Here is a 21,477-nt window from a genome sequence, read left to right on the forward strand (position 1 = left end):
CATGGCTTTTCTCGACGTCCAGAACCTCACCAAGACCTTCGGCCAGACCACTGTGGTCAAGGGCGTCAGCTTCGCCTTCGACAAGGGCGAGTTCATCTCCCTGCTCGGCCCCTCCGGCTGTGGCAAGACCACCATCCTGCGCATGATCGCCGGCTTCGAGCGGCCCACCTCGGGCAGCATCGAGGTCGACGGGCAGGACATCACCCATCTCAAACCCAACCAGCGCCAGCTCGGCATGGTGTTCCAGGCCTATGCGCTCTTCCCCAATCTCAATGTCGGCGACAATATCGGCTTCGGCCTCAAGATCGCGGGCATGCCCGCCGAGGAGCGCCGCGCCCGCATCGATGAAATGCTCAAGCTCATCGGCCTGTCCGGCTTCGACAAGCGCTATCCCTACGAGTTGAGCGGCGGCCAGCAGCAGCGCGTTGCCCTCGCCCGCGCCATCGCCCCCCGCCCGCGCATGCTGCTGCTCGACGAACCCCTCTCCGCCCTCGACGCCAAGATCCGCGTCAGCCTGCGCGAAGAAATCCGCGCCATCCAGCTCGACCTCGGCATCACCACCGTCTTCGTCACCCACGACCAGGAAGAGGCCCTCTCCATCTCCGACCGCGTCGTGGTGATGAATGCGGGCAATATCGAACAGCTCGGCGCGCCGCACGAAATCTACAACAAACCGGCCACCCGCTTCGTCGCCACCTTCGTCGGCCAGTTGAACAGTCTTGAAGCCACCGTTCTCGATCCGGCAACAAAGACCGTTTCCATCGATGGCCAGACCGCGATCATTCCCCAATTGCCCGCTGATGCTACCGTCAATGCTAACAGTGTGCTGACACTAAGGCCCGAAATGGTCACCATCGGCGCCCGCGAAGGCAACGATATAACGCTGACCGGCACCATTGCCGACGTCACCTTCCTCGGCTCCGTCATCCGCCTCCGCGTCGCCCTCGGCAAGAATGTCCTGAGCCTCGACACTTTCAACGATCAGCGCACCGCCCCACCGGCTCGCGGCGAAACCGTCACCATCAGCCTCGCCAGCCAGCACCTGCTGGTGCTCTGATGACTCGGCCCCATCCCGGCCCCAATCACTCCCCATCAAGCGCACACCGGTCTCCCGGCTCCAGCACCACCCTCCCCCTTGTGGGGAGGGAAGCGAGATAGGACTTAGCCCTTGCTAAGTCCGTTGAATCGAGCAGGGTGGGGGTTTGGGAGCCACAGTGCCGGTTCAGAGGAGTCGCATCGCATGGAATCCCCCTTCGTCACATCAGACTGGTTGGCCACCCATCTCACCGACCCCGACCTCGTCGTGGTCGATGGCTCCTGGCACATGCCCAATGCCGCCAGGAACGCCCAGGCCGAATACCTGGCCGGCCACATCCCGGGCGCCGTCTTCTTCGATATCGACGGCATTGCCGATACCACAACCGACCTGCCCCACATGCTCCCCGCGCCCAATGATTTCGCCCACATGGTCGGCGCGCTGGGCATTTCCGACACCATGACCATTGTCATCTATGACGAGCTGGGCCTGTTCTCCGCCCCCCGCGTCTGGTGGACCTTCAAAGCCATGGGCGCCAGCGATGTCCGCATTCTCGCCGGTGGGGGCCCCAAATGGCGCGCCGAGCGCCGCCCCACCGAAACCGGCCTCGTCACCCGCAAGCCGCAGGTCTTCCACACCGATTTCGATCCCGCCCGCATGGCCGACTTTGAAACCGTGCGCGACCGCAGCCGCGACCATGAAGCCCAGATCGCCGATGCCCGCCCGGCCCCCCGCTTCCACGCCGAAGTCCCCGAGCCCCGCGCCGGCCTGCGCGGCGGCCATATCCCCAACAGCCTCAACGTCCCGGTAAGCCTGCTCACCGAAGCCGGCCAGATGAAATCGCCCGCCGAACTGGCCCAGCTTTTCGCCGACCGCGGCCTTGCCCTCGACAAGCCGATCATCACCTCCTGCGGCTCGGGCATCACCGCCTCTACCCTGGCCCTCGCCTTGCAACTGGCCGGCGCAGATGACGTCGCGGTCTATGACGGCTCCTGGGCCGAATGGGGCTCCCTCAAGGATGCCGATATCGAGACCTGATCCCTAGCGGATCTTGATCAGCAGGATGACCAGCAGCCAGATGCTGGCGACGTGGATCAGCAGAAACCGCAGCAGCACCTGGGCATTGGACCAGTGCAGGTTCTTGCGCACATGGTCGTGGAATGGAAACCGCACCGAACCGAGGATGCGCCAGCCGAAGAGCCGCATCAGCGCCACCTTGGCCAGCCCCGTCGCCCCGTTGAACAGCAGCAGCGCACCCACGAAAAACACCGTCGCCGGATTGCCCGTCACCACCACGCACATGCCGACGAACAGCCCGATGGGCCGCGATCCCGCATCGCCCATCAGAGCCGCGCTGGGCGGTGCATTGTGCCAGAGGTAGCCCAGAATCGCGCCACAGAACACCGCCGCCGCCAGCGCCCAGCTCACCGCATCGGGGTTGTACGGGATCAGCAGATAGCCCGCATTGGTGACATCGCCCACCACGGAATAGAGCAGGAAACCAAGCACGCAGATGGTGACCGCGGAGAGTGTGCCCGACACCCCGTCCACCCCGTCATTGCAATTGACCGCATTGATGCACAGCCACACGATCGGCGTGTAGAGCAGCACCCCGCCCCACCACGGCAACATGATATGCGCCGAGGTAAACGGCAGCCACACTTCGGTGGCACTCCCCTTCATCAGCACGATGCAGACGAAGAGCGAGATCGCCAGGTCCGTCAGCCCCAGCGTCAGCTCGCTCAGCCCGCCCGGCTTGCGATCGTCGATATAGCCGACGCAGGAGGCGATCAGCAGCGCGCCCAGGCAGAAATAGATTTGTGGATCATAGGGCAGGCAGATCACCAGCACGCCCACCGTGATCAGCACGATGAACAGCCCCACCCCCACCGGTTTGCCGACGCTGTCCTCCGCATTGACCGCATGCGCCCGGCCCTTGTCCTTGGTCAGCACATGCCACACGCGCGGCAGCACCAGCAGCGACAGTATCGCCGACAACAGCGCCCCCACCGTGGCCAGCACGGTATAGGAAGTCAGCAGCCGCGCCGGCCCCCAATAGGGCGCGATGAACTCGGACAGATAGGTAAGCATGGCGGGCCGATCACTGATGAACCGCCGGCCAATGAGTCGGACCGGCCCCGCATGATCGCCTCTGCGAGTCACCAGATCAACGCCCGCCCTCCTCGGCGCAACTTGCTTTCACCAATCAGTTGAACTAAGTTCAATGAACTAAGCCGTATCGGAATAGCCCATGGCCAACACTGTCAACATTCATGACGCCAAAACCCATCTGTCGCGCCTGGTTGACCAGGCAGCGAAAGGCGAGCCGTTCATCATCGCCAAGGCAGGCAAGCCACTGGTCAAGGTCATCCCGCTCGATCAACCGGTATCGGCGAAACGCCTTGGCTTCATGAGCGGGCAGTTTTCCGTTCCCGGCGACTTCGACACCTTGGGCCAGGCGGAGATCGAAGAGATGTTTGGCACGCATTCATGAAGGTGCTTCTCGACACGCATATCCTGCTCTGGGCGGCGGCGGAACCCCACCGCCTGCCTGCCGCAGCGCACAGCCTGCTCGATCACCCTGAGACCGAGCCGGTCTTCAGCCCCGCAAGTATCTGGGAAGTCGCCATCAAGGCCGGCCTTGGTCGCGAGGATTTCCAGGTGGACCCCCGGCTATTGCGCCGGGGATTGCTCGACAACGGATATGCCGAACTGCCGATTAACAGCGAGCATGCTGCAGGGCTTGCGAGCCTTCCGCCTATTCACAAAGACCCATTTGACCGCATGCTGGTCGCTCAGGCCATCGCCTCCGGTATGGAACTGCTGACAGCCGACGGCATCGTCGCCCAATATCCCGGGCCAATCCGGCGCGTCTGAGCGCCCCACGCGCCGGCCTCCCATCGCTCAAACAAAAAAGCCGCCGGTCTCCCCGGCGGCTTTATCTTTCCCGCCGCCAGCCCTACGCCGAGCGGTTCTTGTTGTACAAATCGAAGAACACCGCCGCGAGCAGCACCACGCCCTTGATCATCTGCTGCCAGTCGATATTGACGCCCATGATCGACATGCCATTGTTCATCACGCCCATGATGAAGGCACCGATGACCGCGCCGGCCACCTGGCCCACGCCGCCCAAAGCCGAGGCGCCGCCGATGAACACGGCCGCGATCACGTCCAGCTCCAGCCCCTGCCCAGCCTTTGGCGTGGCCGAATTGAGCCGCGCCGCATAGATCATGCCGGCCAGGGCCGCCAGCGCACCCATGATAGCGAAGACATAAAAGGTCATCCGCTCGGTCTTGATGCCCGACAAGGCCGCCGCCTTGAGGTTGCCGCCCAAAGCATAGATGCGGCGGCCGAACGTCATGCGCTTGGTGACGAACACGAACAGCGCGATCAGCACGCCCATCACCACCAGCACATTGGGCAGGCCGCGATATGAGGCCAGCATATAGGCGAAGAACAACACCAGAGCCGCGATCACCACATTCTTGACCACGAACAGCCCGAACGGCTCGCTCTCATAGCCGCGTGCCTTGCGCCGGGCGCGCCCGCGAATGGAGAAGAACACCATGGCCACCACGCCCACGATGGCCAGCACCATGGTCGTGGTATGCAGCATCAGCGGCTGCACGCCTTCGCTGGCGGCCACCAGCGTCGTCGGCCCGATCACGTCAGGGATGAACCCCGCCGACAGCAGTTGGAATTCGGCCGGGAATGGCCCCACCGACTTGCCGGCGAGAATGGCCAGCGACAGCCCCTTGAAGATCAGCATGCCCGCCAGCGTCACGATGAAGGCCGGAACGCGGTGATAGGCGATGATATAGCCCTGCGCCGCCCCGATCGCCGCCCCGGCAATCAGGCATATGGCTCCGGCCACGAAGGGATTGGCCAGGAATGCCAGTTCGGGCGGAAAGTCCCAGCCCACCATCAGCATGGCGGCCAGCGCCCCGACAAAGCCGGACACCGAGCCCACCGAAAGGTCGATATGCCCGGCCACAATGACCAGCAGCATGCCCAGGGCCATCACGATGATATAGCTGTTCTGCAGGATGATATTGGTCAGGTTGACCGGCTTGAACAGCACGCCATTGGTGAAATACTGGAAGAACAGCATGATCAGGATCAGCGCCAGCAGCAGGCCATAGTCACGCATATTGGCCTTGAGCGCGCCCCACACGCTGAGTTCCTGGATCTTGACCTGTTCGCCGGTCGCGGAGATGCCCGGCTGGGCGGTTTCTGTGGTCATGATGCCTTCCCTTCGGCGCGCACGATCGAGCGCATGATCTTTTCCTGGCTGGCTTCGCTTGTGGCCATTTCGCCCACGATGCGGCCTTCGTTCATTACATAGAGGCGGTCGGTAATGCCGAGCAGCTCGGGCATCTCCGAGGAGATGACGAGGATGGCTTTTCCCTGTGCCGCCAGCTGGTTGATGATGGTGTAGATTTCATATTTGGCGCCGACATCGATGCCCCGCGTCGGCTCATCAAGGATCAGCACGTCCGGATTGGCGAACAGCCACTTGCTCAGCACAACCTTCTGCTGGTTGCCGCCGCTCAGATTGCCGGTGACCTGATAGACGCTCGAAGAGCGGATATTGGTCTTCTTGCGATATTCGTTGGCAACGTCCATCTCGGCCAGGTCATCGATGACCCCGACCTTGGAGATACCCATCAGATTGGCAATCGTGGTGTTGTGCTTGATGTGGTCGATCAGGTTCAGGCCATAGGTCTTGCGGTCCTCGGTGGCATAGGCAATGCCATGCGCCACCGCCTTTTCCACCGTCGACGTATCGACCTTTTTGCCATGCAGGAACACCTCGCCAGTGATCTTCTGGCCATAGGATTTGCCGAACACGCTCATGGCAAATTCCGTTCGCCCCGAGCCCATCAGCCCTGCAATGCCCACCACCTCGCCCTTGCGAATATTGAGGTCGATCGTCTTGATCACCTGCCGGTCGCGGTGCTGCTGGTGATAGACGCTCCAGTCCTTCACCTCGAACACCACGTCACCGATGTCAGGCTTGCGGGACGGGTAACGGTCGTCCAGCGCCCGGCCCACCATCAGCGTGATGATGCGGTCCTCGCTGATATTTTCTTTGGTCAGCGTCTCGATGCTGCGCCCGTCGCGGATCACGGTGATGCGGTCGGCCACCTTGCTCACTTCGTTGAGCTTGTGGCTGATCAGGATCGAGGTAATGCCCTGCTTGCGGAATTCCATCAGCAGGTCGAGCAAAGCCGCACTGTCCTTTTCCGACAGGCTTGCGGTGGGCTCGTCCAGAATGAGCAACTGCACCGACTTGCTCAGCGCCTTGGCGATTTCCACCAGCTGCTGCTTGCCCACCCCGATATTGGTCACCAGCGTATCGGGGTCTTCGCTCAGCCCCACCATGCCGAGGAGCTTGCGCGCGCCATCGCGCGTCTCGTCCCAGTCGATCACGCCGCCGCTGGCCTGTTCGTTACCCAGGAAGATGTTCTCGGCGATCGACAGCAGCGGCACCAGCGCCAGCTCCTGGTGGATGATGACGATCCCCTTGTGCTCGCTGTCGCGGATCGATTTGAAATGCTGTTCTTCGCCCTTGTAGATGATCTGGCCATCATAGCTGCCCGAGGGATAGACCCCGCTCAGCACCTTCATCAAGGTCGATTTGCCCGCCCCGTTCTCGCCGACAATGGCGTGGATTTCTCCCTCGCGGACATCGAGATTGACATCCGACAGCGCCTTGACGCCGGGAAAGGTCTTGGTGATGCCGCGCATCTCCAGAATGGTGTTGGTCATGCTGGCTCTGTCATTCAGTAGACCTCGAGAAAGTCACCATGAGGTCTTGCGTAAAATTTGGAAAGGGCCCCGCGTCACCGCGGAGCCCCTGTTCCCGCAAGCAGAGCTTACTGGAGTTCTTCAGCCTTGATGTAGCCGCTGTCGATGACGCGGGCTTCATAGTTGTTGGCATCTACTTCATACGGGGTCAGCAGGATCGACGGCACGACCTTGACGCCATTGTCATAGGTGGTGGTGTCGAGCCCGGCCGGGGTCCCGCCGGTCAGCACGGTGTCAACCAGTTCGGCCGTGATCTGGGCCAGTTCGCGGGTATCCTTGAACACGGTCGAATACTGCTCGCCAGCAATGATCGCCTTGACCGAGGGAACTTCGGCATCCTGGCCCGAAATGATCGGCCACGGCTGGTCGGCCGAGCCATAGCCCACGCCGCGCAGCGACGAGATGATGCCGCGGGAGAGGCCGTCATAGGGCGACAGCACGGCATCGACGCGCGAACCGTCCGAGTAGTTGGCCGACAGCAGGTTATCCATGCGGGCCTGGGCCACGGCGCCATCCCAGCGGAGGGTACCAACGGTTTCCATGCCCTGCTGGCCGGACTTCACCACCAGCGTGCCGTCATCGATCAGCGGCTGGAACACGCTCATCGCGCCGTCATAGAAGAAGAAGGCGTTGTTATCATCGGGCGAACCGCCGAACAGTTCGACATTCCACGGGCCCTTCTGGTCAGGATAGCCGAGACCCTTGAGGATCGACGAAGCCTGCAGCACACCCACTTCGAAATTGTCGAAGGTGGTGTAGTAGTCGACATTGGCGCTTTCGCGGATCAGGCGGTCATAGGCGATGACCTTGATGCCGGAATCGGCGGCCTGCTGCAGCACGGCTGACAGCGTGGTGCCGTCGATCGAAGCGATGACCAGGGCCTTGACGCCCTTGGTGACCATGTTCTCGATCTGGGCGAGCTGGTTCGGGATATCGTCTTCCGCATACTGCAGGTCGACGGTGTAGCCCTTGGCCTCGAGAGCCGCCTTCAGCTCATTGCCGTCGGAGATCCAGCGCAGCGAGGACTGGGTCGGCATGGCAATGCCGATCTGGCCCTTGTCCTGGGCGAAGACCGCGGTGGAAGCGGTCAGCGCCATGGCGCCGACGGCCAGCACGGTGGCAAGCGTCTTGAAAATCTTCACGTCTCGACTCCCTTTGTATTTTTCGAGTTCAGAAGCGTTGGATGGTCGTCAGGAGAGAGGTCCCGGAGCCCTTGCATGCGCCGCGCCGGGGCGGCAGATCGCCGGACGAGCCATGCTCGCACGGACGACCGAAAACCAGTGCGGACACCCGAAGGCGTGCGGCCAGCCTGTCATGCATGAAGTTCTCCTGCAGGGCGGCGCCTGCCGCCATGGACCCTCCCAAACCCACGGGCCGGAACCTAGGATAATCAGATACCAGTGTAAAGCCGATTCCCGGCGCCTCACGAATTTTTTCGACATTCGAATATTAACGTAAATCCACGTTTCAGGGCGATTGCGGCTGCGTGACGCGGCGGCTATTATGCTTTTGCCTGTTAAGGTACGTACCCGGAAAGATCGCGAAGCGACGCAGGAACGACAAAGGTATCAGATACCTTGGAGGAAACGTGACCCCATCGGATGGAGCCCCACGCCCCGATCAACCGACCGCCGCCATGGCGGTTGCCGAGGCGCTTGCCCGCCATATCCTGGGCGAGCTAGCCCCCGGCTCTACCTTGCCCAGCGAGGCCGAACTGGCCAGCCAATACGACGTCAGCCGCCTCACCATCCGCGAGGCGGTGAAGCTCCTCGAAGGGCGCGGCCTGCTCGCCATTGCCCGCGGCCGCAAGGCCGTGGTGCGCGAGCCCGACGGCGCCGCCTTCGCCGATTTCCTGACCTCGGTCATCCGATACGATTCCAAGGGCCTGTTCGATCTCGTCGAGGTCCGCCTGTCCCTCGAAGTGCAGTCGGCGACCCTCGCCGCCAAGCGCGCCACCCGCGCCGGCATCGCCGCCATCGAGAGCGAATTGCAGGGCATGCGCGACACGGTCGGCATTCGCGGCGAGCCCATGACCCACGAGCAGGAACTGGGCTTCCACACCCACGATGTCGGCTTCCACGAAGCCGTGGCCCTGGCCAGCGGCAACCGCGTCATGGGCTTCCTCTTCGAGGCCATGGCCCAGCCCTTGCGCGAAGGCTTCTTCATCAGTCGCCGCGGCCACGAGCAGCGCGGCCACAGCCTGCATGACACGATCGAGGCCCATCAGCGCATTCTCGACTGCATCAAGGCTGGCAATGGCCGCGCCGCCGGCGAAGCCATGCGTCTCCACCTCAAGGATACCGAGCGCGACATCCGCGTCGCCCTGAGCCAGCTCGCCCACCGCCCAGGCCCGCGCATCTGAGAAACGCCTTGCGACATCGCTCGCCTTAGCCGAATAATCCGCCGCGAATTTCGTGGACGGGCCAATGGCGCAGAGAATCGACACTTCGATCAACCGGCTGGACGACGCCGCCCGCGCCGGCTGGCTCTATTACGTCGCCGGCAATACCCAGGAAGAGATCGCCGCCAAGCTCGGCATCTCGCGCCAGTCCGCCCAGCGTCTCGTCTCGCTCTCGGTCAGCGAGGGCCTGATCAAGGTTCGCCTCGATCACCCCATCGGCCGCTGTATGGATCTCGCCAGCCAGCTCGCCAGCCGTTTCGGCCTCGACCTGGTCGAAGTCGTGCCCTCCGACCCATCGAGCCAATCCACCACCATCGGCCTCGCCGAAGCCACCGCCGCCGAAATCGAACGCTGGCTCAAGCGCACCGACCCCATCACCATGGCCATCGGCACCGGCCGCACGCTCAAGGCGGCGGTCGAACAGCTCATGCCCATGGATTGCCCGCATCACAAGGTCGTCTCGCTCACCGGCAATATCGCCCCCGACGGCTCGGCCGCCTATTACAACGTCATCTTCAACGTCGCCGACGCCGTGAAGGCCCGGAGCTTCCCCATGCCCCTGCCGGTCATCGCCTCCTCGGCCCGCGAGCGCGAATTGCTGCACGCCCAGCCCATGATCCGCGAAACCCTGGCACTCGCCGCCCAGGCCGACGTGACCTTTGTCGGCATCGGCGATATCGGCCCCGACGCCCCGCTCTACCTCGACGGCTTCATCACCGATGCCGAACTCAAGGCGCTGCAAAGGCCGGCGCCGTCGGCGAGATTTGCGGCTGGAGCTTCGATGCCGATGGCAGGATGATCGACGGCCCCACCAATGATCGCGTCGCCTCGGCCCCGATTCCCTCCCGCGAAAGCTCGCTTGTCGTGGCAATCGCCATGGGCAAGCGTAAATTGCCCGGCATTCGTGCCGCGCTTAATCGCCGTCTGGCCAATGGCCTCATCACCGATGAGCGCACTGCCGAAGGCCTGCTGCAGATTTCGTAATCCATTGATCCGATTACGATAAAATCCACCCGAAATCGATTTCCACCCTGTGTGCATCCACCGATGCGCGCATACCCCGCTTGACTCTGCTGCATGAGTTGTGAACATTTGCCCATCGCCGGAACAAATGCCCGTTTCGGTTACTGGGAGGTATTTGATGAAACTGACACCCATTCTCGTGGGCGCCTTCACCCTTGCGCTGGCGGCTTCCGCTTCGGCGCAGACGATCACCATCGCCACGGTCAACAATGGCGACATGATCCGCATGCAGGGTCTGTCCGACGCTTTCACGGCCGATACCGGCATCGAACTCAATTGGGTCGTGCTGGAAGAAAACACGCTGCGCCAGAACGTCACCACCGACATCGCCACCAATGGCGGCCAGTATGACGTGATGACGATCGGCACCTACGAAGTGCCGATCTGGGCCAAGCAGGACTGGCTGGTGCCGCTCGACGCGCTGAGCAGCGACGCCGACTATGACGTCGATGACCTGCTGCCGCCCATCCGCGACGGCCTTTCCGTCGATGGCAAGCTCTATGCCGCGCCCTTCTACGGCGAAAGCTCCTTCATCATGTATCGCAAGGACCTGATGGAAAAAGCCGGCCTTACCATGCCGGAAGCCCCCACCTGGGAATTCATCGGCGAAGCCGCCCGCGCCATGACCGACCGCGCCAATGACATCAACGGCATCTGCCTGCGCGGCAAGGCCGGCTGGGGCGAGAACATGGCTTTCCTGACCGCCATGTCCAACTCCTTCGGCGCCCGCTGGTTCGATGAAAACTGGCAGCCCCAGTTCAATTCGCCCGAATGGAAGTCGACCCTCGATACCTATCTGGGCCTGATGGCCGATGCCGGTCCCGCCGGTGCCTCGTCCAACGGCTTCAACGAAAACCTGACCCTGTTCCAGCAGGGCAAGTGCGGCATGTGGATCGACGCCACCGTCGCCGCCTCTTTCGTCACCAACCCCGCCGATTCCTCCGTCGCCGACCAGGTCGGCTTTGCCCTGGCGCCCGATAACGGCCTGGGCAAGCGCGGCAACTGGCTCTGGGCCTGGTCGCTGGGCATTCCCAAGAGCTCCCAGCAGCAGGATGCAGCCGCGTCCTTCATCAAGTGGGCCACCGACAAGGCCTATCTCGAAACCGTCGCCGCGCAGGATGGCTGGGCCAACGTACCCCCCGGCACTCGTATCTCGCTCTACGAGAATCCGGAATACCAGGCCGCTGCGCCCTTCGCGGAAATGACCATGGGCTCGATCTACGCTGCAGACCCGACCCATCCCACGGTCGATCCGGTGCCCTATGTCGGCGTGCAGTTCGTCGCCATTCCCGAGTTTGCCGGCATTGCCACCAATGTGGGCCAGCTCTTCTCGGCGGCTTTGGCCGGCCAGATGTCGGCCGACGACGCCCTGGCCCAGGCTCAGGACGCCACCACCCGCGACATGACCCGCGCCGGTTACATCAAGTAAGTCTCTCCTCCTCCGAGGAACTCCTGCGGCCGGGCGCTCCGGCGCCTGGCCGCAGCCTTTCGCCTTCGGACGCGCTGCCGGTCGTTTAAGTCCTCCCGCAACCTGTCCCAAACCGGAGCCGCCCGGTCAAAGGTCCCCTCTGGAGACCGGGCGGTTTCACCCATGAGACCTCATGGTGAGCTTGTCGAACCGCGAGGTCGGGCGCACTGATCGAGCCACGACCTCTTCCTTCGACTGGTGTGCCTGTCGAACCATCAGGATGAGGCCGACTGCAAGATCACCGGATCAACCGGTTTTGGGGAGATCAAGATGGCCACCGCACAGACCCGCACCTTGTCCCGCGTCATGATGGCGCCAGCCGTCATCGTGCTGCTGATCTGGATGATCGTGCCGCTGGTCATGACCCTGTGGTTCTCCTTCCAGAACTACAGCCTCATCAACCCCATGATGACCGGCTTCGCCGGCTGGGGAAATTACCTCTACGTCATCGGCGACCCCAGCTTCACCCAGTCCCTCATCAACACATTGATCCTGGTCGGCGGCGTGCTGATCATCACCATCGTGGGCGGCACATTGCTGGCGCTGTTGCTCGATCAGCCCATCTGGGGCCAGGGCATCCTGCGCATCATCGTCATCTCGCCCTTCTTCGTCATGCCGCCCGTCGCGGCGCTGATCTGGAAGAACGGCTTCATGCATCCCGGCTACGGCATGCTCGGGCATTTGTGGAAGGCCTTCGGCCTGCAGCCGGTCGACTGGTTCAACCAGTATCCGCTGTTCTCGGTCATCGTCATCGTCGCCTGGCAATGGCTGCCCTTCGCGACCCTGATCCTGCTCACCGCCCTGCAGTCGCTCTCCGAGGAGCAGCGCGAGGCCGCCGAGATGGATGGCGCCAATGCCATCAACCGCTTCTACTACATCATCATGCCGCACATGGCCCGCTCGATCACCATCGTGATCCTGATCCAGACCATCTTCCTGCTCGGCATCTTCGCTGAAATCCGCGTCACGACAGGCGGCGGCCCCGGCTATGCCTCGACCAACATCGCCTTCCTCGTCTTCCGCACCGGCATCTTGTCCAACGACATCGGCGCCGGCTCGGCCGGCGGCGTCGTCGCCGTCATCATCGCCAACATCGTCGCCATCTTCCTGATGCGCGCCGTGGGGAAGAACCTCGATGCGTGAGCTTGCGAAACACCCCCACCCTCATTCCCTCCCCACAAGGGGGAGGGAAGCCTGGCCAGTGATTGGTCGGACATTGTGCACGCCGGTGGTGCAGTCGTCTCCCTCCCCCTTGTGGGGAGGGATCAAGGGTGGGGGTTCTCTCCACATACTCAAAACCTCGGCGGAGAAGCACTAAATGGCCCGCACCGTCCCCGCCTCCACCCGCATCGGCTTCACCGCTCTTGCCTGGCTCATCGCGCTCCTGCTGTTCTCGCCCATCCTCTGGGTGCTGCTGACCGCCTTCAAGACCGAGGCCGAGGCCATTGCCGCCTCGCCCACCTTCTTGCCGCAGAATTTCACGCTGGAGAATTTCGCCGCAGTCCAGGATCGCTCGGACTATTTCAAGCACGCCACCAATTCGATCATCGTCTCGGTCGGCTCCACTCTGCTCGGCCTCGTCATCGGCATTCCCGCCGCCTGGGCCATGGCCTTTGCGCCGACAAAGCGCACCAAGGACGTCTTGATGTGGATGCTCTCCACCAAGATGATGCCCGCCGTCGGCGTGCTGATCCCGATCTACCTGATCTTCCGCGACCTGCGTCTGCTCGACACCGTGCATGGCCTGACGCTGATCATGACGCTGATCAACCTGCCCATCATCATCTGGATGCTCTACACCTACTTCAAGGAAATCCCGGTCGATATCCTGGAAGCCGCCCGCATGGATGGCGCCGAGCTGTGGAACGAAATCGTCCACGTCCTCGTCCCCATGGCCGTACCCGGCATCGCCTCGACCCTGCTGCTCAACGTGATCCTGGCCTGGAACGAAGCCTTCTGGACCATCACCCTGACCTCGGGCCGCGCCGGCACGCTCACCGCCTTCATCAGCTCGTTCAGCTCCCCCCAGGGCCTGTTCCTCGCCAAGCTCTCGGCCGCCTCGCTCCTCGCCATCGCCCCGATCCTGCTCATGGGCTGGTTCAGCCAAAAACAGCTCGTCCGCGGCCTGACATTCGGTGCGGTGAAATGACTTTGTGCTCGTGGTCCCACCCCACCCTCAATCCCTCCCCATCGAGGGGAGAGAAGCGCCAGCTCCGGCGTCAGTGTTCATCGCCTCCCTCCCCCTTGTGGGGAGGGATTGAGGGTGGGGGTGATCTCTCCACCAGCACCATGTCCGTTCTGCAAAGCTAAAGGACCACTGAAAATGGGCTCCATCTCCCTGCAACACGTCAAGAAGTCCTTCGGCGAAGTCCAGATCATCCCGGACATCAGCCTCGACATCAACGATGGCGAATTTGTCGTCTTCGTCGGCCCCTCCGGCTGCGGCAAGTCTACCCTGCTGCGCCTCATCGCCGGGCTGGAGGACACGACATCGGGCCAGATCCTGCTCGATGGCGAAGACATGACCAAGGCGCCGCCGGCCCGCCGCAGGCTCGCCATGGTATTCCAGTCCTATGCGCTCTATCCGCATATGACGGTGCGCGACAACATTGCCTTCCCGCTCAAGATGGCCAAGGCGCCCAAGGAGCTGATCGACCAGAAGGTCGAATATGCCGCCCGCACGCTGAACCTGAGCTCCTATCTCGACCGCCGCCCGCGCGCTCTCTCCGGCGGCCAGCGCCAGCGCGTCGCCATCGGCCGCGCCATCGTGCGCGAGCCCAAGGCCTTCCTGTTCGACGAGCCCCTGTCCAATCTCGACGCCGCCTTGCGCGTCAACATGCGGCTCGAAATCACCGAACTGCACCAGCAGCTCAAGACCACCATGATCTACGTCACCCACGACCAGGTCGAAGCCATGACCATGGCCGACCGTATCGTCGTGCTGAATGCCGGCAATGTCGAGCAGTTCGGCTCCCCGCTCGATCTCTACAAGAAGCCCGCCAATCGCTTCGTCGCCGGCTTCATCGGCAGCCCGAAGATGAACTTCATCGACGGCCCCGAAGCCGCCAAGCACAATGCCCATTCCATCGGCGTCCGCCCCGAACACTTCAAGCTGGCAACGACGGCCGCATCAGGCACTTGGAAAGGCAAGGTCGGCGTCGCCGAACAGCTCGGCTCCGACACATTCCTCCACGTCCATGTCGAAGGCCTCGGCCTCATGACCATCCGCACCGACGGCGACCAGACCTTCAACCACGGCGACGACGTCTACCTCACCCCCGACCCCACCCGCATCTATCGCTTCGACGCGTCGGGCGTGGCACTCTAATCATGCTCCAGACCCAATCCATCGCTCTGCCTACCCTCCCCCTTGAGGGGAGGGTAGCGCCGCTAGGCCTGAAAGGCCGTAGCAGAGCTAGGGAGGGGGTCGCTTATCCAGTGCGCCTCGGTTTCAAAGCCCACCGCACCACCCCCTCCCCGACCCTCCCCTCAAGGGGGAGGGAGGCCCATGCTGCGGCAGCGAGGACCAGACCATGACCACCAAACTCTCCACCGCTGCCCTGCCCGCCATATCAACGGCGTCAGTCCCCGCCTATGACCGCAGCGGCCTGACCGTCGGCATCGTGCATTTCGGCGTGGGCAATTTCCATCGCGCCCATCAGGCCGTCTATCTCGACGACCTCTTCGCCACCGGTTCCGACCACGATTGGGCTCTGGTCGGGGCCGGGGTGCGCGAGGCCGACGAGGCCATGCGCCAGAAACTCAAGGCGCAGGATTGGCTGACCACCGTGGTCGAGCAGGAAGCCCATACCAGCGCCGCCCGCGTCACCGGCCCGATGATCGACTACATCAGGCCCGGCGACAGCGCCGCCGTCATCGCCCGCCTGTTCGACCCCGCCATTCGCATCGTCTCGCTGACCATCACCGAGGGCGGCTACTACATCGACCCGGCCAGCCAGAAATTCGATCCAGCCCATCCTGACATCACATGGGATGCCGCCAACATGGCCGCCCCGAAGACCGCCTTCGGCCTCATCCTCGCAGGCCTTGTCGCCCGCCGCGCCGCCGGCATCCCGCCCTTCACCGTCATGAGCTGCGACAACATTCCCGGCAATGGCCACGTCACGCAAAATGCCGTAGTCGGCCTCGCGCAATTGGTCGACCCTTCTCTCGCCCAATGGGTCCGCGACAACGTCGCCTTCCCCAATGGCATGGTCGACCGCATCACCCCCGCCACCTCGCCGCGCGAGATCGCGCTGCTCGCCGAGAATTTCGGCATCGACGACAATTGGCCGGTCTTCTGCGAGAGCTTCCGCCAATGGGTACTCGAGGACAATTTTCCCGCCGGCCGCCCGGCGCTGGAAAAGGTCGGCGTGCAATTCGTCAGCGACGTCGCGCCCTACGAGCACATGAAGATCCGCATCCTCAATGGCGGCCACGCCACCATTGCCTACCCCGCCGGACTGATGGACATCCACTTCGTCCACGAGGCCATGGCCCATCCCCTCGTCTCGGCTTTCTTGAAGAAGGTCGAGCACGATGAGATCATCCCCATCGTGCCCCCCGTGCCCGATACCAATCTCGCCGACTATTTCGCCCTGTGTGAAAAACGGTTCGCCAATCCCAAGATCGGCGACACCGTCCGCAGGCTGGCGCTGGACGGCTCGAACCGGCAGCCGAAATTCATCATTCCATCCGCACTCGACCGCGCTCAACGTCAACAGTCCGTTAGCGGATTGTCACTCGTGTCAGCGCTTTGGTGTCGCTATTGCTACGGCACATCAGACAGCGGCGCCGTCATCGAACCCAACGATCCAAGCTGGGATCGCCTCACCGCCCAAGCCAAACGCGCCAAGGCAAATCCCGCCGCCTGGCTCGAAATGACCGACATCTACGGCGACCTCGCGCAAAGCCCTGCCTTCATCGCCGCCTTCGCCAACGCCTTGAAAACCCTATGGGAGATCGGCACCGAGGCAACGCTGGAGCGCTATCTCGCCCACCGCCTCTAGCCACCTCACGCCCCTTCGGCTACCTTCGCGCCCGAACCGGGAAGAGGGCGCTCGATCTCTATGCAAAGCCTCCTTGTGGCAGTGGACGTGGGCACGGGCAGTGCCCGGGCCGGCGTGCTGACCGCACAAGGTAACCTGTTGGCACGGGCCGAATTTCCGATAGCCATGAACCGCCCTGACGCCAATCATGCCGAGCATGACAGCACCCAGATCTGGGCCGCCGTCTGCGCCGCCGTGCGCGAGGCCATGGCCAATGCCGGCGCCGATCCCGCTCATGTCGTCGGCCTCAGCTTCGACGCCACCTGCTCCCTCGTCGTCCGCGACCGCGATGGTCAGCCCGTCACCGTCTCCACCAATGGCGAAGACCGTTGGGATACCGTGGTCTGGCTCGATCACCGCGCCCTCGCCGAAGCCGAGGAATGCACCGCCACCGGCCATCTCGTCCTCGCCTATGCCGGCGGCGTCATGTCACCCGAGATGGAGGCGCCCAAGCTTATGTGGCTGAAACGCCATATGAAAAGCTCCTGGGATCGGGCCGGCATGATGTTCGACCTCGCCGATTTCCTCTCCTGGAAAGCCACCGGCTCGCTCGCCCGCAGCCAGTCCACCCTCACCTGCAAATGGACCTACCTGGCCCATACCGAAGCCGGCTGGCAGCCCGATTTCCTGGCCTCCGTAGGCCTCGAAGACCTGCTCGACAAGGCCGCCTTGCCCGCCAAAGCCAGCCCCGTCGGCACCGATCTCGGCCCGCTGACCGAAACAGCCGCCGCCGAACTCGGCCTCACCGCCGCCTGCCGCGTCGGCGCCGGCCTCATCGATGCCCATGCCGGCGCGCTGGGCGTGCTCGGCGCCTTCACCCACGATGTCGGCACCATCGACCGTCACCTGGCGCTGATCGCCGGCACCTCAAGCTGCGTCATGGCCCTCTCGGCCGAAGACCGCCCGACATCAGGGGTCTGGGGTCCCTATTTCGGCGCCGTCCTGCCCGGCGTCTGGCTCAACGAGGGCGGCCAGTCCGCCACCGGCGCCCTGCTCGATCACATCATCCGCTGGCACGGCGCGGGCGGAGAACCCACGACGGACATGCACCACGCCATCGCCCGGCGCATCATGGAACTGCGCCAGCGCGAGGGCCTGACGCTGGCCGATCGCCTGCATGTCCTGCCCGATTTCCATGGCAACCGCTCGCCGCTCGGCGACCCCTTCGCCCTCGGCGTCATCTCGGGCCTCACGCTCGACAGCGACTTCGACTCCCTCTGCCGCCTCTATTGGCGCACCGCAGTCTCCATCGCCCTTGGCGTCCGCCACATCCTCGAAACGCTGAACACCCGCGGCTATGCCATCGACACGCTCCACGTCACCGGCGGCCACACCAAGAATGCCGTGCTGATGGAACTCTATGCCGACGCCACCGGCTGCACCGTGGTCGAATCCTCGGCCAAGGACGCCACCCTGCTCGGCATGGCCATGGTCGCCGCCACCGCCGCGGGCCTCTATCCCAGCCTCGACGCCGCATGCCTTGCCATGCAGCAGGCAGGCAGCACCCGCGCCCCGGCGCCCGCCGCCCGTGCCCAGTTCGACAAGGACTATCGCATCTTCCTCGAAATGCTGCGCCAGCGGCAGGTCATCGACGAGATGGTTTCGCAATAGCCAGCCATCGCTGGATTGCTCCTGGCTGAACAGGCCCCTCCATTTGTTTCATTTACCGCGACGGAACCAAAGTTGATCAGCGCCCGTTCTTTGGGCACGCGCAACATTGCGCAAGATCACGGCGGAGACGGACATGACGCACATGGAAATCAAGGCACTGGAGAATGCGGGCCGCACCACGGTGTGGACCGAGGGCTATGATGGGGAAACCCACTACGGCGACGTGTTCAAGGCCCTGACCCCCGCGCTCTTCATTCTCGCCACCGCTGCCGCCCTGATGCTGGCGATCCTCTAGCCAGCAGTTCAAAGCGTCACAAGAACAACAGGAGAGCTACCATGGGTCTCGGTACAATTCTCATCATCATTCTTATTCTGCTGCTGATCGGCGCCTTGCCCAATTGGGGCTATTCGCGCGGCTTCGGCTATTTCCCGTCAGGCATTCTCGGTGTCGTGCTGATCGTCATCCTCATCCTCGTTCTGATGGGCCGCATCTAGCACCTCGCCAACCATAACCGGCGCCTCACCCAAGTGAGATGCGCCCGCGGGTCGGAAGTTGCCCCACTTTCACCCGCCCCTGTCGCCCCGATGCCCGGAACCCGCGCATTGGGGCGTCACTTTCCAGAGCCCTGGAACCGTGCGGTTTTTCGCACGTTGATCATACAACATTGACAGGAGCGTCACATGGCTACCACTACCGACCTCGCCCCGGGCCGCAAGCCCGCCGCTGCCCGCGCCGCGCGTGCCAGCAGCAAGGCCCGCGAAGCACAGCTCGAAGATCAGGTCGCCCAGCTTCAGACCGATATCAAGGCCATCGCCGCCACCCTGGCGCGCTTGAGCAATGACAAGGTCAAGGAAGTCAAATCGGTCGCCAAGAGCGAAGCCCATAACCTGCAGCGCCAGGCCGAGCACGTCGTCGAGGACGTACAGGACCAGGCCAGCGCGCTGGAAAAGCAGCTCAAGGATACCATCCGCGAAAAGCCGCTGACCGCAGTGGCGAGCGCCGTGGGTATCGGCTTCATTCTCGCTTTGCTGTCCCGGCACTGATCATGAATCTTCTGGCTCCGCTGGCCGCCCTGCTCGGCATCGAGGTCGAAGCGATCACCGAACGCGTCCGCAATACGCTCATCATCAACGCGGTGATGATCGGCCTGGCTCTGGCCGGCGTGACCTTCCTGGTAGTGGCAGGCTTCTTCGCACTCGCCGAGCTCTATGGCGGCATCTACGCAGCACTGATCCTTGCTGCCGCGTTTCTCGTGCTGGCGCTGGCCGTGTTTCTCGGCACGCGCATCGGCGAAAGCCGCCGTCGGCATGAGCGTGTCGAAAAGCGGCGCTCCAGCGAAACCGGCGCTCTCGTCACGACGGCGGCGCTGACCGCCTTGCCGGTGCTGCTGAAATCGCCGCTACTGCGCACGATCGGCCTGCCGGCCGCCGCCATTGCCGCCTACCTGCTGGTGCGCGGCGGCAGCGACCATAGTGACGACGCCGCTTAATCCTGCTCGGCCGGCAACGGCATCCAGATATGGGCCACCACGCCGCCGGGCTCGAAGCTGAGCTTGACCTCGCTGTCGAGCACCTTGGCAAGACTGCGCTCGATCAGACGCGCGCCCATGCCATACTCGGCGGGCCTGGACACTTCCGGTCCGCCGCTTTCCCGCCAGGTGAGCGACAGTCCATGCGCCGGCCGGCGCTTGATTTCCCAGTCGATGCTCACCATGCCCTCGTCGCCCGACCAGGCGCCATAATGGTGGGCATTGGTGGTCAATTCATGCAGGATTAGGCCCAATCCCAAGGCATGATCGGCCGGCAGCGTCACGTCCTCACCCCGCACCTCGGCCCGATCAGGGTCGGTACGGAAGCCCGGCCCGAACTGTGAGGCAATGACCTCATAGAGCTGCACGCCCGACCAATCGCGGTCGGCCAGCAGAACATGCGCATCCGAAATGGTGCGCAACCGGCCGGAAAAGGCCTCGATGAAGTCCTGCGGATCGGGGTTCTGCCTTATGGTCTGGCGCGCCACCGACTGGATCATCGCCAGCGTATTCTTTACCCGGTGATTGAGTTCGCGCAGCAGTAACCGCGTATGCTCGGCACTCTGCCTGCTTTCGGAAATGTCGATGCCGACGCCCATCATGACCAGCGGATTGCCTTCGGCGTCGCGCTGATAGACCCGGCCACGCATGGACATCCAGCGCCCGGTCTCGGCTATCCGGGCTTCGGCGCTGAAATCCTCGCCCTCGCGGAAACTGGCTTCAATGCTCGCCTCGATCATGAGCCGGTCGTCCGGATGGATCGCCGCCAGCACATTCTCCATGCGCACGGCTTCCCCTTCGGCCAGTTCATACATGCGCCGGAACATGTCGTTGCAGGCCACCTCGCCCGAGCGCACATCCCACACCCAACTGCCCACCTTGCCCGCTTCCAGGGTCAGCGCATGGCGCCACTCTTCCCTGACCAGCGCGGCGGCCGTGCGCGCGCGGACCCGCGCCTCATCCTTGAGCGAAAACAGCGCCGAGGTCAGCCCCGCCAGGTTCACCAACTGCTCGACAAGGCCCGGCTCAACTGTCGCGCGCGGCTTGGTGTCGATGACACAAAGCGAGCCCACTTTCTGCCCGTTCACCACCACGGCAACGCCGGCATAAAAGCGAATTCCCGGCCAGCCAGTCACCAGCGGATTATCCTTGAACCGGTCGTCGCCCGTCGCATCGAGCACGACAAGTGCATCCTCATCGCCCGGCAGGGCAATGGCATGGGCACAGAACGACGTATCGGTCGGGGACTCGGTGATATTGTCGATGCCGAAGCACGCCCGGAACCATTCGCGCTCCTTGTCGATGAGCGTCACCAGGGCAATCTCGGCCTTGAAAATGAATGCAGCGGTCCGGCTTAGCCGCTCGAAATCAGCATCCGCGTGGCTATCGACCACTTCCAGCGCCGCCAGCACGCTCAAGCGCGCCGGATCATCCACGACCTTCCGCACCGCGTCTGGAAGGTGAGCCCCCGTATCTGTCACTTCCCGTCCTGACGCTTCTGCAATACCTGAACTTACCGGCTAACTGCCCGTAACGTCCTATTCGGGAAA

20 protein-coding genes and 1 pseudogene are annotated in these 21,477 nt (G+C 63.3%); 16 read left to right on the forward strand and 5 right to left on the reverse strand.

From position 1 onward, the window contains the following. The first annotated feature begins 1 nt into the window (after position 1). Entirely contained in the window at positions 2 to 1,057 is a 1,056-nt protein-coding gene (locus FPZ08_RS10680) for an ABC transporter ATP-binding protein (RefSeq protein ID WP_146290005.1), read from the forward strand. A 183-nt stretch (positions 1,058 to 1,240) separates the two neighbouring features. Continuing rightward, positions 1,241 to 2,074, forward strand: a complete 834-nt coding sequence (sseA, locus tag FPZ08_RS10685; RefSeq protein WP_146290006.1) for a 3-mercaptopyruvate sulfurtransferase — start codon at positions 1,241 to 1,243, stop codon at positions 2,072 to 2,074. Positions 2,075 to 2,077: 3 nt separating this feature from the next. Here the strand turns inward: sseA and FPZ08_RS10690 are convergent, their stop codons facing one another. After that, positions 2,078 to 3,127 carry an MraY family glycosyltransferase gene (locus FPZ08_RS10690; protein WP_146290007.1) on the reverse strand — a complete coding sequence of 350 codons (1,050 nt, stop codon included), beginning with the start codon at positions 3,125 to 3,127 and terminating at the stop codon, positions 2,078 to 2,080. 160 nt (positions 3,128 to 3,287) lie between these two features. Between FPZ08_RS10690 and FPZ08_RS10695 the strand changes: the two genes are divergently transcribed. Further along, the gene (locus FPZ08_RS10695; protein WP_146290008.1) at positions 3,288 to 3,530 is read left to right on the forward strand and encodes a type II toxin-antitoxin system Phd/YefM family antitoxin; all 243 of its coding nucleotides are present in this window, start codon (positions 3,288 to 3,290) and stop codon (positions 3,528 to 3,530) included. Then, positions 3,527 to 3,913: a type II toxin-antitoxin system VapC family toxin gene (locus FPZ08_RS10700; RefSeq protein ID WP_146290009.1), complete on the forward strand. Its 387-nt coding sequence runs from the start codon at positions 3,527 to 3,529 to the stop codon at positions 3,911 to 3,913. Before FPZ08_RS10695 ends, FPZ08_RS10700 begins: the two co-directional genes overlap by 4 nt. An 82-nt stretch (positions 3,914 to 3,995) precedes the next feature. Here FPZ08_RS10700 and mmsB read toward each other — a convergent pair whose 3' ends face one another. The 3 genes from mmsB to chvE all read right to left on the reverse strand — a co-directional run bounded on the left by mmsB (position 3,996) and on the right by chvE (position 7,944). Next, positions 3,996 to 5,279 (reverse strand): multiple monosaccharide ABC transporter permease, encoded by a 1,284-nt coding sequence (gene mmsB / locus FPZ08_RS10705; RefSeq protein WP_146290010.1) that lies wholly within the window; start codon positions 5,277 to 5,279, stop codon positions 3,996 to 3,998. Then, positions 5,276 to 6,808 carry a multiple monosaccharide ABC transporter ATP-binding protein gene (gene mmsA, locus FPZ08_RS10710; protein ID WP_146290011.1) on the reverse strand — a complete coding sequence of 511 codons (1,533 nt, stop codon included), beginning with the start codon at positions 6,806 to 6,808 and terminating at the stop codon, positions 5,276 to 5,278. Before mmsA ends, mmsB begins: the two co-directional genes overlap by 4 nt. Before the next feature lie 107 nt (positions 6,809 to 6,915). Continuing rightward, positions 6,916 to 7,944, reverse strand: coding sequence for a multiple monosaccharide ABC transporter substrate-binding protein (gene chvE / locus FPZ08_RS10715; RefSeq protein WP_186767316.1), 1,029 nt, complete (start codon positions 7,942 to 7,944; stop codon positions 6,916 to 6,918). Positions 7,945 to 8,435: 491 nt separating this feature from the next. On the opposite strand from chvE, the gene FPZ08_RS10720 reads away from it, so the two are divergent. The 12 genes and pseudogenes from FPZ08_RS10720 to FPZ08_RS10770 all read left to right on the forward strand — a co-directional run bounded on the left by FPZ08_RS10720 (position 8,436) and on the right by FPZ08_RS10770 (position 19,888). Continuing rightward, the gene (locus FPZ08_RS10720; protein WP_146290013.1) at positions 8,436 to 9,209 is read left to right on the forward strand and encodes a FadR/GntR family transcriptional regulator; all 774 of its coding nucleotides are present in this window, start codon (positions 8,436 to 8,438) and stop codon (positions 9,207 to 9,209) included. Between the two features lie 64 nt (positions 9,210 to 9,273). Then, positions 9,274 to 10,232 (forward strand): annotated as a pseudogene (locus tag FPZ08_RS10725) (sugar-binding transcriptional regulator). Between the two features lie 157 nt (positions 10,233 to 10,389). Then, positions 10,390 to 11,700, forward strand: coding sequence for an ABC transporter substrate-binding protein (locus tag FPZ08_RS10730; protein WP_146290014.1), 1,311 nt, complete (start codon positions 10,390 to 10,392; stop codon positions 11,698 to 11,700). A 309-nt stretch (positions 11,701 to 12,009) separates the two neighbouring features. Beyond that, positions 12,010 to 12,882 (forward strand): carbohydrate ABC transporter permease, encoded by an 873-nt coding sequence (locus FPZ08_RS10735; RefSeq protein ID WP_146290015.1) that lies wholly within the window; start codon positions 12,010 to 12,012, stop codon positions 12,880 to 12,882. 175 nt (positions 12,883 to 13,057) lie between these two features. Next, positions 13,058 to 13,888: a carbohydrate ABC transporter permease gene (locus FPZ08_RS10740; RefSeq protein WP_146290016.1), complete on the forward strand. Its 831-nt coding sequence runs from the start codon at positions 13,058 to 13,060 to the stop codon at positions 13,886 to 13,888. Positions 13,889 to 14,062: 174 nt separating this feature from the next. Beyond that, a complete protein-coding gene (locus tag FPZ08_RS10745) occupies positions 14,063 to 15,067 on the forward strand; it encodes an ABC transporter ATP-binding protein (protein WP_146290017.1) in 1,005 nt (334 codons plus the stop codon). A gap of 205 nt (positions 15,068 to 15,272) precedes the next feature. Continuing rightward, on the forward strand, positions 15,273 to 16,748 hold the full coding sequence (locus tag FPZ08_RS10750) for a mannitol dehydrogenase family protein (RefSeq protein ID WP_146290018.1): 1,476 nt from the start codon (positions 15,273 to 15,275) through the stop codon (positions 16,746 to 16,748). Between the two features lie 60 nt (positions 16,749 to 16,808). Then, positions 16,809 to 18,398 (forward strand): FGGY-family carbohydrate kinase, encoded by a 1,590-nt coding sequence (locus FPZ08_RS10755; protein WP_146290019.1) that lies wholly within the window; start codon positions 16,809 to 16,811, stop codon positions 18,396 to 18,398. 133 nt (positions 18,399 to 18,531) lie between these two features. Next, positions 18,532 to 18,693 carry a hypothetical protein gene (locus FPZ08_RS21940; RefSeq protein WP_186767299.1) on the forward strand — a complete coding sequence of 54 codons (162 nt, stop codon included), beginning with the start codon at positions 18,532 to 18,534 and terminating at the stop codon, positions 18,691 to 18,693. 41 nt (positions 18,694 to 18,734) lie between these two features. After that, complete coding sequence (locus FPZ08_RS10760) at positions 18,735 to 18,893, forward strand: DUF3309 family protein (RefSeq protein WP_146290020.1); 159 nt, start codon at positions 18,735 to 18,737, stop codon at positions 18,891 to 18,893. A 186-nt stretch (positions 18,894 to 19,079) separates the two neighbouring features. After that, positions 19,080 to 19,442, forward strand: coding sequence for an ElaB/YgaM/YqjD family protein (locus tag FPZ08_RS10765; protein ID WP_146290021.1), 363 nt, complete (start codon positions 19,080 to 19,082; stop codon positions 19,440 to 19,442). 2 nt (positions 19,443 to 19,444) lie between these two features. Then, positions 19,445 to 19,888: a hypothetical protein gene (locus tag FPZ08_RS10770; protein ID WP_146290022.1), complete on the forward strand. Its 444-nt coding sequence runs from the start codon at positions 19,445 to 19,447 to the stop codon at positions 19,886 to 19,888. Here the strand turns inward: FPZ08_RS10770 and FPZ08_RS10775 are convergent. Next, complete coding sequence (locus tag FPZ08_RS10775) at positions 19,885 to 21,408, reverse strand: sensor histidine kinase (RefSeq protein ID WP_146290023.1); 1,524 nt, start codon at positions 21,406 to 21,408, stop codon at positions 19,885 to 19,887. The two genes, FPZ08_RS10770 and FPZ08_RS10775, sit on opposite strands and share 4 nt — an antisense overlap. Positions 21,409 to 21,477: the final 69 nt, after the last annotated feature.

It is taken from the genome of Devosia ginsengisoli (assembly GCF_007859655.1).
GTDB lineage: Bacteria > Pseudomonadota > Alphaproteobacteria > Rhizobiales > Devosiaceae > Devosia > Devosia ginsengisoli.